The organism is Arthrobacter sp. 10L424, from assembly GCF_056395325.1.
Window position 1 is genome coordinate 67,616 of the sequence record NZ_JBFTJH010000010.1, and the last position, 13,667, is coordinate 81,282.

At 68.3% G+C, this 13,667-nt stretch carries 13 protein-coding genes; all 13 read left to right on the forward strand.

Features of this window, described 5'->3' with window-relative positions; translation table 11 throughout:
- The first annotated feature begins 2 nt into the window (after positions 1-2).
- Entirely contained in the window at positions 3-407 is a 405-nt protein-coding gene (locus tag AC1DC5_RS15720) for a cytidine deaminase (RefSeq protein WP_441405744.1), read from the forward strand.
- The gene (locus AC1DC5_RS15725; RefSeq protein WP_476865778.1) at positions 404-1,726 is read left to right on the forward strand and encodes a thymidine phosphorylase; all 1,323 of its coding nucleotides are present in this window, start codon (positions 404-406) and stop codon (positions 1,724-1,726) included. Before AC1DC5_RS15720 ends, AC1DC5_RS15725 begins: the two co-directional genes overlap by 4 nt.
- 220 nt (positions 1,727-1,946) lie before the next feature.
- Positions 1,947-2,582, forward strand: a complete 636-nt coding sequence (locus AC1DC5_RS15730; RefSeq protein WP_441405746.1) for a DedA family protein — start codon at positions 1,947-1,949, stop codon at positions 2,580-2,582.
- Positions 2,583-2,696: 114 nt separating this feature from the next.
- Positions 2,697-3,452, forward strand: coding sequence for a DedA family protein (locus AC1DC5_RS15735; RefSeq protein WP_441405747.1), 756 nt, complete (start codon positions 2,697-2,699; stop codon positions 3,450-3,452).
- Positions 3,453-3,566: 114 nt separating this feature from the next.
- Positions 3,567-4,721, forward strand: coding sequence for an adenosine deaminase (locus tag AC1DC5_RS15740; RefSeq protein ID WP_441405748.1), 1,155 nt, complete (start codon positions 3,567-3,569; stop codon positions 4,719-4,721).
- Between the two features lie 67 nt (positions 4,722-4,788).
- Positions 4,789-5,406: a MazG nucleotide pyrophosphohydrolase domain-containing protein gene (locus AC1DC5_RS15745; RefSeq protein WP_441405844.1), complete on the forward strand. Its 618-nt coding sequence runs from the start codon at positions 4,789-4,791 to the stop codon at positions 5,404-5,406.
- A gap of 158 nt (positions 5,407-5,564) precedes the next feature.
- Positions 5,565-6,845 (forward strand): phosphopyruvate hydratase, encoded by a 1,281-nt coding sequence (gene eno, locus AC1DC5_RS15750; RefSeq protein ID WP_224048898.1) that lies wholly within the window; start codon positions 5,565-5,567, stop codon positions 6,843-6,845.
- Positions 6,846-7,051: 206 nt separating this feature from the next.
- Entirely contained in the window at positions 7,052-7,741 is a 690-nt protein-coding gene (locus AC1DC5_RS15755; protein WP_441405750.1) for an FtsB family cell division protein, read from the forward strand.
- Between the two features lie 95 nt (positions 7,742-7,836).
- Positions 7,837-8,604 carry a DUF501 domain-containing protein gene (locus tag AC1DC5_RS15760; RefSeq protein WP_441405845.1) on the forward strand — a complete coding sequence of 256 codons (768 nt, stop codon included), beginning with the start codon at positions 7,837-7,839 and terminating at the stop codon, positions 8,602-8,604.
- Complete coding sequence (locus AC1DC5_RS15765) at positions 8,601-9,548, forward strand: Ppx/GppA phosphatase family protein (RefSeq protein WP_441405751.1); 948 nt, start codon at positions 8,601-8,603, stop codon at positions 9,546-9,548. Before AC1DC5_RS15760 ends, AC1DC5_RS15765 begins: the two co-directional genes overlap by 4 nt.
- A 141-nt stretch (positions 9,549-9,689) precedes the next feature.
- Positions 9,690-11,078, forward strand: coding sequence for a S8 family serine peptidase (locus AC1DC5_RS15770; protein ID WP_476865779.1), 1,389 nt, complete (start codon positions 9,690-9,692; stop codon positions 11,076-11,078).
- Between the two features lie 38 nt (positions 11,079-11,116).
- Complete coding sequence (locus tag AC1DC5_RS15775) at positions 11,117-12,586, forward strand: NAD(P)/FAD-dependent oxidoreductase (protein ID WP_441405753.1); 1,470 nt, start codon at positions 11,117-11,119, stop codon at positions 12,584-12,586.
- 111 nt (positions 12,587-12,697) lie between these two features.
- Positions 12,698-13,645 (forward strand): N-acetyltransferase, encoded by a 948-nt coding sequence (locus AC1DC5_RS15780; protein ID WP_476865780.1) that lies wholly within the window; start codon positions 12,698-12,700, stop codon positions 13,643-13,645.
- Positions 13,646-13,667 lie beyond the last annotated feature (22 nt).

Below are 13,667 nucleotides of genomic sequence, written 5' to 3' on the forward strand. Positions count from 1 at the left end.
CCATGGACAGCGCCAACGTCGACTGGGCGGCACTCGAGGCCGCCGCGGTCGCCGCCATGGAGAACGCCTATGCGCCGTATTCGAAGTTCGCGGTGGGGGCAGCAGCCCTCACCGCGGACGGCCGGATCGTCAGCGGCTGCAACGTCGAAAACGCCAGCTACGGACTGACCCTGTGCGCCGAATGCGCTCTCGTGGGCAATCTGCACATGACCGGAGGCGGCCTGCTCCGCGCCTTCTACTGCGTGGATGCCGGCGGCAACGTCCTTATGCCCTGCGGACGCTGCCGGCAGCTGCTCTACGAATTCCGGGCTCCCGACATGGAGCTCATGACCACCCAGGGAATCAAGACCATGGACCAGGTCCTTCCCGATGCCTTTGGCCCCCAACACTTGGAGGAACCCCGGTGACACCAAATCCCAACACGACTGAAGCTTTCGACGCCGTCGACATCATCCGCATTAAGCGGGACAAGGGTGTGCTCAGCCCCGCCCAGATCGACTGGACGATTGAAGCGTACACCCGTGGCGCCATCGCCGACGAGCAGATGGCCGCCCTGAACATGGCCATCCTGCTCAACGGCATGGACCGGGCCGAGATCTCCCGCTGGACGGCGGCCATGATCGCCTCCGGCGAGCGGATGGACTTCTCCGGCCTGCGGCGGCCCGACGGCGGCATGAAGGCGACGTCGGACAAGCACTCCACGGGAGGTGTCGGGGACAAGATCACCCTGCCGCTGGCACCCCTGGTCGCGGTCTTCGGCGTGGCCGTGCCGCAGCTCTCGGGCCGCGGCCTGGGCCACACCGGCGGCACCCTGGACAAGCTCGAAGCCATCCCGGGCTGGCGTGCGGACCTCAGCAACGAGGAAATGATGGCCCAGCTCCAGGACGTCGGCGCGGTCATCTGCGCGGCCGGCGCGGGACTGGCCCCGGCGGACAAGAAGCTCTACGCGCTCCGCGACGTCACCGGAACCGTGGAGGCGATCCCGCTGATCGCGTCCTCGATCATGAGCAAGAAGATCGCCGAAGGCACCGGCTCGCTGGTGCTGGACGTCAAGGTCGGCAGCGGAGCCTTTATGAAGGACGAGGCGCGCGCCCGGGAACTGGCCGAGACCATGGTGGCCCTGGGCAAGGACGCCGGCGTCAACACCGTGGCCCTGCTGACCAACATGAACACGCCCCTGGGCCTCACAGCGGGTAACGCGATCGAAGTTCAGGAATCGGTCGAGGTCCTGGCCGGCGGCGGTCCGGAAGACGTCGTCGAACTTACGGTCCGGCTCGCGGAGGAGATGCTGGCGTGCGCCGGCGTCCATGACGCCGATCCCCGGGCTGCCCTGCGCGACGGCCGGGCCATGGACGTCTGGAACCGGATGATCGAGGCGCAGGGCGGCGACCCGCGGGCCAAGCTTCCGGTCGCCAAGGAATCCGAGGTCATCTACGCCGCGGCCGACGGCGTCCTGGTGGAGCTCGACGCAATGGCCGTCGGTGTCGCTGCCTGGCGCCTCGGTGCCGGACGCGCCCGCAAGGAGGACCAGGTCCAGGCCGGGGCCGGGGTGCGGATGCACGCCAAGCCCGGCGCCACGGTCAAGGCGGGGGAACCGCTCATGACGCTTCTGACAGACACCCCGGAGAAGTTCGAGCGCGCCAAGGAAGCACTCGAACACGCCGCGGTGATCGCGCCGGAGGGCTCCCGGCCCGCGCAGAAGCTCATCATCGACCGCATCGCGTAACGCCCGCCCACCCCGTTGCCCTGTCACTTGTGGTCTCCAAACCCCGGTTTTGGCCGCCAGACGTGACAGGGCAACGGCGTGTCCGTAGGGCAACAGGGGGCCGGCGGTACACTAACCCCACGGCAGTACCCTTGAAGCGCAGGCCCGGCTCCGGCCGAGCCTGCGCTTGAAGTATCTCTACTCGACGGACCTATCTGGCCCCGCCGGGCGTTAGGAAACTGTGCAGGCAATTAACGACTTCATCCTGGCCGCCGCGGGGCAACCCTGGGTGCTCTTCCTCGTGTTCGCGTGCTGTGTGATCGACGGCTTCTTCCCACCCATTCCGAGCGAATCGGTCGTCGTGGGGCTCGCCGCGGTGGCCGCCACCGCCGACGTCCCCAACCCGGCGTTCCTGGCCGCGACAGCCGCCGCCGGCGCCTTTCTCGGCGACAACATCGCCTACCTGATCGGACGCCGGACCGGAACGCAGCGCTGGGCCTGGATGCGCGGCCCCCGGATGCAGAGGGCATTCCGGTGGGCCGGCACGGAGTTGCGCAAACGGCCCGGCTCCCTGATCCTCGTGGCACGCTTCGTGCCGATCGGCCGCGTCGCCGTCAACCTGACGGCCGGCGCCACCCACTTCCCGCGGTCACGCTTCGTCGGGCTGACGGTGCTCTCCGCGGTGCTCTGGGCCTCGTATTCCGTCGCCATCGGACTCTTCTTCGGCCAATGGTTTGAAGAAAACCACTTGCTTGGGGTCATTGTCGCCGTGATCTGCGCGATTGGCCTTGGGATCCTGGTGGACCTGGTCATCAGCAGGCTGCGCGGGACGCTTCCCGAGGACACCGGGCAGCCGGTCCCTCCGGCAGACCCCTAAAGGGCGCGAAGCCCGAAATTGTGAAGATTTGTCCAGGCCGAAACATGGCGCATCCTTGCCGGCCATGGGACACTGAAGAGCGCTTTTCGTCACTTTCCTAGGAGCAACGCCCGCGTGGAATTTATCAATGAGGCTATACTCCATGCCGCGGGACAGTGGTGGATTTACCCGATTCTTACGCTCTTCTGCTTCATCGACGGTTTCGTTCCGATTCTGCCGAGTGAAACCCTGATCGTCGCCTTGGGTGCCCTCTCTGTCACGTCCGGCCAGCCGAATATGTGGTGGGTTATGGCAGCGGCCGCCGTGGGGGCCATCGCCGGCGACAATATGGCCTATCTGCTCGGCCGCCATGTCGGCGTCGAGCGCTTTCGCTGGATGCGCAAACCCAAGGTCCAGCGCGCCCTTGCCTGGGCGCGCTATGAACTCGACAAGCGCGGCGCCATGCTGATCTTCACCGCCCGCTACATCCCGGTGGGACGCGTGGCCGTCAACTGGATCGCCGGCACCACGGCCTACCCCCGCCGACGCTTCGTCATCCTCGACATCTTTGCCTCCATCACGTGGGTGGCCTACTCGGCGGGCATCGGCATCATTGCTGGCAACTGGGTCCACGAACACCCGCTGCTGGGGGTCGGGATCGCCATCGCCTTCGCCATCGTGCTGGGCATCGTGATCGACCACCTGCTGACCTGGCTGCACCGCTGGCGCGACACGAAGGGTGCTGCCGCGGCGGCCAGCCGGGCCGCAAGCCTTGCAGCCGACGCCAAGGCGGGGCACACCAAGACGGCGCACGCCAAGACGGGGCACACCACGCATAGTGCACCCGCTGCGCCCGCGCCGCTGGCGGCACCGGCCGACGTCGAGGCCTGATTCCGGCGGTCCGCCGCGGGCAAAGGCCCGCCGGTTGCCCGGCCGGCTGACGGTTCGCCGCGCGCACGGCCCCACCGGCTGGTGTTGCCCGGCGTCCGACCCTAAGGTTGGAACGTGACTGAGATAATTCTTGACGCTGCCCCTGACCTCGAATTCGACCTGAAGGGCCTCCCCAAGGTTTCCCTTCACGACCACCTGGACGGCGGACTCCGTCCGGCCACCATCATTGAACTTGCCGAGGCCGTGGGACACACGCTGCCCTCCACCGATCCCGTCGCCCTGGGGGAGTGGTTCCGCGAATCCGCCGACTCCGGCTCGCTGGTCCGCTACCTCGAGACGTTCGACCACACCGTTGCCGTGATGCAGACCAAGGACGGCCTCTTCCGCGTCGCCAAGGAATTCGTCGAAGACCTCGCCGACGACGGCGTCGTCTACGGTGAAGTGCGCTGGGCACCCGAACAGCACCTGGCGAAGGGCCTGAGCCTGGACGAGGTCGTCGAGGCTGTGCAGGCCGGCCTCGACGCCGGTGTCGACGCCGTCGCCGAGACCGGCCGCGACATCCAGGTCGGCCAGCTGATCACCGCCATGCGCCACGCCGACCGCGGCCAGGAAATCGCCGAGCTCGCCGTCCGCCACCGCAACAACGGCGCCGTCGGCTTCGACATTGCCGGCGCCGAGGACGGCTTCCTGCCGTCCCGCTTCAAGGACGCCTTCACCTACCTGGCCCAGCACAACTTCCCGGCCACCGTCCACGCCGGTGAAGCTGCCGGACTCGAAAGCATCCAGTCCGCCCTGGTGGACGGACGCGCCCTGCGCCTGGGCCACGGCGTCCGCATCGCCGAGGACGTCACCGTTGAGTTCGAAGCGGACGAGGACGCCGACGGCAGCGACGAGCAGGATGACAACATCGGCATGGTCACCCTCGGTGACCTCGCCAGCTGGGTCCGCGACCGCGGCATCGCGCTGGAGATCTGCCCGTCCTCCAACCTGCAGACCGGCGCCATCGCCGGCTTCGGCGAGGGAATCGAGAGCCACCCGCTGGACATGCTCTACCAGCTCGGCTTCAACGTCACGATCAACACAGACAACCGGCTCATGAGCGGCGTGACCCTCACGGACGAGTTCGAACTGCTGGTTGAGACCTTCGACTACGACCTTGACGACCTGCTGGAGCTGACGCTGAACGCAGCCGAGGCCGCATTCCTGCCGCTCGAAGAGAAGGAAGCCCTCGTCGAATACATCAACGAGGCCTACGCCGACCTTGGCTAACGAAAAATCCACCGCGGTGGGCGCGCTGGCCGGCTGCATCGCCGAACTCCGCGCCCACTGCCCCTGGATGGGTGCCCTCACCCACGAATCCCTTGTGGAGTACCTCCTCGAGGAGGCCTACGAGGTGGCGGAAACCATCGAAACGGACGGCGGCGACGCCGAGCTGAAAGCCGAACTGGGCGACGTTCTGCTCCAGGTGGTCCTGCACGCCCGGCTCGCGCAGGAACGCGGCTCCTTCGACCTCGACGACGTCGCCCGCGGCCTCACCGCCAAAATGATCCGGCGCAACCCGCATGTGTTCCGTCCTGACGGATCCCTGCAGGAGTCCTTCCCGGCGACGGTGGAGGAGATCGTCCAGACGTGGGACGCCGTCAAACGCTCGGAGCAGGTCCTGCACTCCGGGTCCGCACACTCCGGTGCGGGGCCCTCCCGCGGGCCCCTCGACGGCGTCCCCGGTGCCCTGCCGGCGCTGGCCCGGGCGCAGAAACTCCTGGACCGCGCCGAGCGCACTGGCCTCCCGTCGTCCACGCCGCCGGTTGACGTCCCGGCATCGGAGGAGGATCTCGGGGACCTGCTCTTCGCCATCGCGGCCAGCGCGCGAGCCCGGGGGTTCGACGCCGAACGCGCCCTCCGCGGCGCGAACCGCCGCTTCCAGGCGAGCCGGCCACCGCCACCGTCCCTGTAGACCGCCAAAATGACGTCCGGGGAATGGATAGGTTTCTGTAACTTATGCCACTCTCGACTAGGCTGTGTAACGACGAGGACGTCGGTTTTTCAGCTTGATTCCCAGCTTGATTTCCCATCAGATTCCCAGCAGATCGCTTCACCCAAAGGAGCCTATCCATGGCGCTTATCGATGCCATCCACGCCCGCGAGATCCTCGATTCCCGTGGCAACCCCACCGTAGAAGTTGAAGTCCTGCTTTCGGACGGCCAGATCGGCCGCGCAGCAGTTCCCTCCGGCGCCTCCACCGGCGAGCACGAGGCCGTGGAGCTCCGCGACGGCGACAAGGGCCGTTACCTCGGCAAGGGCGTCCAGAAGGCCGTCGACGCCGTCATCGACCAGATCGCCCCGGCCCTCATCGGTTTCGACGCCACCGACCAGCGCAGCATCGACCAGTCGATGATCGACCTGGACGGCACCGCCAACAAGAGCAAGCTCGGCGCCAACGCCATCCTGGGCGTATCCCTGGCCGTCGCCAACGCAGCCGCGGCCTCCGCCGACCTGCCGCTCTACAAGTACCTCGGCGGACCGAACGCGCACGTCCTGCCCGTGCCGCTGATGAACATCCTCAACGGCGGCTCGCACGCCGACTCCGACGTCGACATCCAGGAATTCATGGTTGTCCCGCTGGGTGCCGAGACCTTCTCCGAGGGCCTGCGCTGGGGTGTCGAGGTCTACCACGCCCTCAAAGCTGTCCTGCAGGCCAAGGGCCTGTCCACCGGCCTCGGCGACGAAGGCGGCTTCGCGCCGAACCTGCCGTCCAACCGCGCAGCCCTGGACCTCATCCAGGAAGCCATCCGGAACGCCGGCTACACCCCGGGTCAGGACATTGCCCTCGCCCTGGATGTGGCCTCCTCCGAGTTCTTCAAGGACGGCGCCTACCAGTTCGAAGGCAAGTCCCTCAGCTCCTCCGAGATGAGTGCCTACTACGCCGAGCTCGTTGCCGACTACCCGCTGGTTTCCATCGAGGATCCGCTGGACGAAAACGACTGGGAAGGCTGGAAGACCCTCACCGACGCCATCGGCGACAAGGTCCAGATCGTGGGTGACGATCTCTTCGTCACGAACCCGGAACGCCTGCAGACCGGCATCGATTCGAAGACCGCCAACTCGCTGCTGGTGAAGGTCAACCAGATCGGTTCCCTGACCGAAACCCTGGATGCCGTCTCCCTCGCCCAGCGCGCCGGTTACACCACCATCACCTCGCACCGCTCCGGCGAGACCGAGGACACCACCATCGCCGACATCTCCGTTGCCACCAACGCGGGCCAGATCAAGACCGGTGCCCCGGCCCGCTCCGAGCGCGTTGCCAAGTACAACCAGCTGCTGCGCATCGAAGAGGAACTCGACGACGCCGCACGCTACGCCGGACGCAGCGCCTTCCCGCGTTTCAACGGCTAGTAACCGCACGAACCGCGAACCGGTGGCTATGGTTGAAAGACCATGGCCGCCGGTTTCTTTTTTGGGATCTCGTTCCGTGCCTGTGCCCGGCCTGGGCCACGGCGACCAGCACTGAGCAGCCCCGATCAACACTGAGCAGAACCAAACAGCACTGAACCAGCAAGCCGCAAGCCAGCCCGGTGGGCACCGGGCATTACAGGAGTGACATGGCTACCCGCCGACCCAAGGTTCCCCGGGCCACGCCTGCCGCCCCGAAGTCTCCGGACAGCGGCGACGGCGGCGACGTCATCCAGGCTGATTTCGGCAGTTCCCGCGGTATCCAGCAGGAACCAGCCGGTGGGGCAGCCCCAAAATCCCGGACCGGCAACACCGTCGCCTCCCGTCAGTCAACGGCCACGTCCGCCGCAACGCCGCCGGGCGGTCCCGGGCAGGCGAAAGCAAAGCAAAACCCGACCAGGAACAGCACGGCCGCGGGGGACAGCGCCGCGCCGGCCGAAGAGCACCCCGTTCCCGCCAAGGCCTTCTCGGGCCGCATGCTGGCGCTGCTCGTCGTCATGATTGCCATCACCATCATGCTGGCGCCCACGGTCAAGATCTTCTTCGAGAAGCGTGCCGAAATCGCCGCGCTTCAGGCGGACATTGCCGCTAAACAGTCCCAGCAGGATGATCTCCGGCGGCAGGTCTCCCGGTGGCAGGATCCGAACTACGTGAAGCAACAGGCCCGCGACCGCATTAACATGGTTATGCCCGGCGAAACGGGCTACTGGGTTTTCGGCAGCGATCTACCTGCCGGATCGTCCGGTGGCGCTGCCGGTGCAGGATCAGCCCAAGACCCGGCCGAGCTGCCCTGGGTGGACTCCCTTTGGGAATCCATCCGGCGCTCGGCAACAGACTAAGCAGCGGCGCCCGCCGCAGGAATGTCCGCCGGACAAACCAGACAGGGCAGGAAGGTGCCGCCCCCGTGGACGAGAACCGAGTGGACGAGACCCCCATGTCAGTGGACCCGAGCGCAGAGACCCCCGGCACCCCGGATCCCTCCCGCTCCCCGGGGGAATCCCGCAGGCCCTCGTCCCGCGACCTCGATGTCCTGAGCCGGCAGCTGGGGCGCCCGGTGCGCGACGTCGTCGAGATCCCTGCCCGCTGCGTCTGCGGCAATCCGCTCGTGGCGGCCACCTCCCCGCGGCTGAGCAACGGCACACCTTTTCCCACCACCTTCTACCTCACGCACCCCGTCATCACCTCGGCCGTGTCGCGGCTGGAGGCGGCGGGCCTGATGAACGAGATGAACGAACGGCTCGGGGGAGACGGCCACCTGGCCGCGGATTACCGCGCCGCCCACGAGGCCTACCTGGCTTCCCGCGCAGAGATCGGCGCCCGGTCCGGGATCGGAGCCGTGCCTGAAATTGACGGCATCTCCGCCGGCGGAATGCCCACGCGCGTCAAATGCCTGCACGTCCTGGTGGGCCATTCGCTCGCCGCCGGACCGGGCGTGAACCCCCTCGGCGACGAGGCCATCGCAGCAATCAGCGAGTGGTGGACCCAGGACAGGTGCTACTGCGACGGCGCATGGGACACCGGCGGCGAAGCCCCCTCGCAGGACCTCAGCAGGCACGGCCCGCAGGGTCTTCCGGAGATCGTGGGCCGGCCGGCCCCGGTCCGGAAACCGCGCACCGTAGACCCCGACAGCACCACCGACTCCGGCAGCACCACCGACGCCGGCAGGACCACCGACGACGGCGGCAGCGGGGCCGGTCAGTGACCCGGGTGGCCGCCGTCGACTGCGGCACCAACTCGATCCGCCTGCTCATCGCCGACGCGGAAACGGACGGCGCGACGCCGCGGCTGGCCGACGTCGTGCGCGAAATGCGCGTCGTCCGGCTCGGCCAGGGTGTGGACGCCACCGGCGAACTCGCCCAGGAGGCCCTGGACCGGACGTTCGCGGCCGCCGCGGACTACGCCGGGCAGATCCGCCGGCACGGGGCCGCCAACGTGCGCTTCGTCGCGACCTCCGCCACCCGCGACGCCGGCAACCGCCAGGTTTTCGTCGACGGCATCCGCGAGATCCTCGGCGTTGAACCCGAAGTCATCACCGGGGACGAGGAAGCCGCACTGTCCTTCGCCGGCGCCAGCAGCGTCCTGCCCTCCCGGGGCGAGGATCCCGTCCTCGTGGTCGATCTCGGCGGCGGCAGCACGGAGTTCGTACTGGGTAACGCCGACGGCGTCATCGCCGCCCGGAGCGTCGACATTGGCTGTGTCCGGATGACGGAACGCCACCTGCGCAGCGACCCGCCGACGGCGGAACAAATCGCCGCGGCGGAGGCCGACGTCGACGCCGCCATTGATGAGGCGGCCCGGACCGTCCCGCTGGACCGCAGCGCCGCCGTCGTCGGGGTGGCCGGTTCCATCACCACCATCACAGCCCACGCGCTGCGGCTGCCGGAATACTCCGCTGAGGCCATCCACGGCACGGAACTTTCGCTGGACGACGTGAGCAGGGCCTGCTCCGAGTTGCTCGCGATGTCACACGCGGAACGTGCCGCGCTGCCCTACATGCATCCCGGCCGGGTGGACGTGATCGGGGCAGGCGCACTCGTCTGGCGGCGCGTCCTGGAACGGCTGGCCGAAGCCACGGACGGCAGGGTCGTTACGGCGGTCACCAGTGAACACGATATTCTTGACGGAATTGCCCTGAGTATCAGCTAGGCAGCAGGGCATCAGCTTGGCCTCAGGCCGGCTGGACTGCGTGCCCGGCGGACGCCCGGCCAGCCAGCGTCTATTCCAGAACCCCGCCCAGATCCCTCCGCGTTCCGCAGCGCCACCAGCTGTCCTGCCGATAGGACCCGAATGACCAGAGCAACAGACCGGCGCCGCCGGACCGCCTCCGCGTTGATGGCCTTGGCCCTTGCCGGCGGCAGCCTGACGGCCGCTTTGACCGGAGCCCCCGCTGCGCACGCCGACGAGTGGCGGGACAAGGAGTACTGGCTTGCCGAATCCGGCATCACCAAGGCCTGGGAAGTCTCCAAGGGCGCCAACGTCAAGGTCGCCGTGATCGACAGCGGCGTGGACGGCAAGCACCCGGACCTTGCCGGCGTGCTGACCGGCGGCGTCGACGTCTCCGGCGCAGGGACCGCGGACGGCCAGCAGAGCATCGGGGCAAAGCCCGAGCACGGAACCCTTGTCGCCACCATGCTGGCGGGCCGCGGGCACCAGCCTGGGGGGTCGACGGCAAAGCCCAGCCCGAGTGCCGGACCGACTGTCGGGCCGGACGGAATTGTCGGCGTCGCCCCCGAAGCGCAGCTGTTGTCCGTCTCCACCTGGCTCGGGTCGCCGAACCCCGGCGGCAAGAGTGACCAGGACCAGATACCCCAGGCTGTCCGCTGGGCGGTCGACAACGGCGCCCGCGTCATCAACATTTCGCTCGGCAGCACCTCACCGGAATGGCCGCAGAGCTGGGACGCGGCGTTCCTGTACGCCGAGCAGAAAGACGTTGTGATCGTCGCCGCCGCGGGCAACCGCGGGGGCGGCAACGTCCAGGTCGGGGCCCCCGCCACCATTCCCGGCGTGCTGACCGTCGCAGGGCTGGACCGCAAAGGGACCGCCAGTATCGATTCCTCGTCCCAGGGCATCAGCATCGGCGTCGCGGCCCCGGCGGAGAACCTGATAGGCGGGCTCCCCGGCGGCGGCTACGCGGAATGGGCCGGTACCTCGGGCGCCACCCCCATCGTCGCCGGCGTCGCCGCCCTGATCCGCTCCAAATGGCCTGAAATGACGGCCAGCCAGGTCATCAACAGAATTGTCAGCACCGCGAAGGACGCCGGCGCCCCGGGCAAGGACCCGCTGTACGGCTTCGGGATCCTCAACGCCGAGGCGGCGCTCAAGGCCGACGTCCCCGAAACCCGGATCAATCCGCTGGGTTCGATTTCGGACTGGATCCGGGTCCACCGGCGGGGCAACCCCGCCACGACGCCGCCCGCCACGTCGGCGGTCCCGTCCAGCGCGGCGCCCACCCTGCCGGAGGCCACTGTCCCGGTCGCGGAGCCCCCGTCCGGGCTGGACAGCGCCGTGCCGGCCATGGTGGTGCTCGGCTTCGGCGGACTGTTCCTGTGCATCGTGGGAGCCGCGGTCTTCCAGCTCCGCCGCGCAGTGCGGACGAGCCCCAAGGGAGGCCCCGACGGGCCCGGAAACCCGGAAACCGGAGTGCTCGATTCGGTGGATTCCACCCGGAAACCGTAGTTAGTGAAGTTTTTCACAAAGTACGGTATTCTTGGGGCATGGCATCCTCCCCTCAGCTCCAGGACCGTCCCAGGGTACTCGTCGTCGGCGGCGGGTACGTCGGCCTGTACGTAGCCCTCAAACTGCAGAAGAAGATCGCGAACGCCGGTGGCATCGTCACCCTCGTTGATCCCCTGCCCTACATGACCTACCAGCCCTTCCTTCCCGAGGTTGCCGGCGGCAACATCGAGGCACGCCACGCCGTCGTCTCGCACCGCAGGCACCTCAAGCAGACCGAGCTCATCCAGGGCCGCGTCACCTCGATCGACCACGCCAACCGCACTGCCGTGGTTGCCCCGGCCGACGGCGGCGCGACCTTCGAGGTTCCGTACTTCGACGTCGTGGTGGCCGCAGGCGCGATCACCCGCACGTTCCCGATCAAGGGACTCGCTGACAAGGGCATCGGCCTGAAGACCATCGAGGAAGCCGTCGCACTGCGCAACGGCGTGCTCGAGCGGATCGAAGCCGGCTCGCTCATGACCGATCCGGTGGAACGCGCCCGCGCACTGACCTTCGTCGTCGTCGGCGGCGGCTTCGCCGGCATCGAGTGCATCACCGAAATGGAAGACCTGGCCCGCGCCGCGGTCAAGAACAACCCGCGCATCAAGCAGGAGGAAGTCCGCTTCGTCCTGGTCGAGGCGATGGGTCGGATCATGCCCGAGGTCACGGCCAGCCAGGCCGAATGGGTTGTGGAACACCTCCGCAGCCGCGGCATCGAGGTCCTGCTCAACACCTCGCTGGACAACGCCGAGGGCTCCCTGAAGCTCATCAACCTCCCGGACAAGACGCCGGCGCAGGAATTCGAGTCGGACACCCTGGTCTGGACTGCCGGCGTGCAGGCCAACCCGATGATCCGCTCCACCGATTTCCCGCTGGAGCCCCGCGGCCGCGTCCGCGTCCTCCCGGACTTGCGCATCGCAGGCGACGAAGGCATCATCGACAACGCTTGGGCAGCCGGCGACATTGCGGCCGTGCCGGACCTCACGGGCAGCGGCCTGCCGGACGGCACCTGCGTCCCGAACGCCCAGCACGCGCTGCGCCAGGCCAAGCGCCTCGCCAAGAACCTGTGGGCCTCCCGCTGGGACAAGCCGCTCAAGGACTACAAGCACAAGAACCTGGGCGCCGTCGCCGGCTTCGGCGAGTGGAAGGGTGTTGCCAACCTCAACATCGTTGGCCGGATCGGCCTCAAGGGCCCGCTCGCCTGGCTGGCACACCGTGGCTACCACGGCCTGGCCATGCCGACCGTAGAGCGCAAGATCCGCGTGATCTTCGGCTGGATCCTGGCGTTCTTCGTTGGCCGCGACACCACCCAGCTGATCGACCTGGACAACCCGCGCGGCGCTTTCGTGGCCGCCGCAACGCCGGCCCCCAAGCCGGCTGAGGCTGCGCCTGCGGCTCCGGCTGAGAAGCCGGCGGCAGATGCCGGCAAGCCTGCCAACAAGGAAGCGGTTTCGGCCGACTCCAAGTAGCCCGCAGCAGCATTCGACGGCGGCCGTTCCCTTGCGGGGGAGCGGCCGCCGTCGCCGTTAACCCGTCATCCGCCGCCCGGGACCCGGGCGGCCCGAGCCTAGACTGGCTCCATGACCGCTGAAAAGGACCTCCACACCCTGCTGGCCACGATGCACCCGGAACTCCGCGAGGGGGAGTTCGTCTACGTCCTCTGGCCGCACGGCAGACCCCTGGCCGGCGCGGTGGCCGCCGCCGTCCGGGAGGCGGAAGGCCTGACGGTCGTGCTGCCGCGGGCCGAAGCCGACAGCCTGGGACTGCCCTACGACTTTGTCGGTGCCTGGATCACCCTTCAAGTGCACTCCTCGCTCGAAGCCATCGGCCTGACGGCAGCCGTCAGCGCCGCCCTGACCGAGGCAAAGATCAGCTGCAACGTCCTGGCCGGCTTCCACCATGACCACATCCTGGTCCCGGTGGCGGACGCTGATCGGGCTCTCGAGGTGCTGCACGAGCTGGTCGCAGCCAGCGGGGAACAGAAGCCGGCCCCCGAGCTGGTGCTGCGCAGCGAGCAGCCCGCGGACCGGGCCGCCATCCTCGCCCTCACGGCCGCGGCGTTTGCCGTCTCCCCGGTCACCGGGCTGCCGGTCGAGGGTGAACCCGAAGAGGTGGAGCTCCTGCGTGCGCTCTTCGACTGTGACGAATACCTGCCGGACTTCAGCATCGTCGCGGTGCTGGGCGGCGAGGTCGTCGGGCACGTGATCAGCACCCGTGGGCGGGCGGGGGAGCTGGCGCTCCTGGGACTCGGCCCGATCGGCGTCGTGCCGCGCCTGCAGCGCCACGGAATCGGCAGCGCTCTCATGAAGGAAACGATCGCCCGGGCCAACGGGGCGGGGGAGCGCGGCATCGCGCTGCTGGGCGACCCGGAGTACTACTCGCGCTTCGGCTTCGTGACGTCGACCTCGCTCGGCGTGGAGGCCCCCGATCCGGCCTGGGGTGTGCACTTCCAGCTGCTCCCGCTGGCCCTCTGGCCGGGCGGCGTGAGCGGAACATTCCGCTACGCCAAGCCGTTTGGCAGCGCCTAGCCGGAGGTCAGGCGGGATACCA

What these genes read in the sequence shown, in the direction of transcription:
- AC1DC5_RS15720 (WP_441405744.1), top strand. Translation starts at nt 3, where the DNA reads ATGGACAGCGCCAACGTCGACTGGGCGGCACTCGAGGCCGCCGCGGTC.
- AC1DC5_RS15745 (WP_441405844.1), top strand. Translation starts at nt 4,789, where the DNA reads ATGGGTGCCCTCACCCACGAATCCCTTGTGGAGTACCTCCTCGAGGAG.
- eno (WP_224048898.1), top strand. Translation starts at nt 5,565, where the DNA reads ATGGCGCTTATCGATGCCATCCACGCCCGCGAGATCCTCGATTCCCGT.
- AC1DC5_RS15755 (WP_441405750.1), top strand. Translation starts at nt 7,052, where the DNA reads ATGGCTACCCGCCGACCCAAGGTTCCCCGGGCCACGCCTGCCGCCCCG.
- AC1DC5_RS15760 (WP_441405845.1), top strand. Translation starts at nt 7,837, where the DNA reads ATGTCAGTGGACCCGAGCGCAGAGACCCCCGGCACCCCGGATCCCTCC.
- AC1DC5_RS15770 (WP_476865779.1), top strand. Translation starts at nt 9,690, where the DNA reads ATGACCAGAGCAACAGACCGGCGCCGCCGGACCGCCTCCGCGTTGATG.
- AC1DC5_RS15775 (WP_441405753.1), top strand. Translation starts at nt 11,117, where the DNA reads ATGGCATCCTCCCCTCAGCTCCAGGACCGTCCCAGGGTACTCGTCGTC.
- AC1DC5_RS15780 (WP_476865780.1), top strand. Translation starts at nt 12,698, where the DNA reads ATGACCGCTGAAAAGGACCTCCACACCCTGCTGGCCACGATGCACCCG.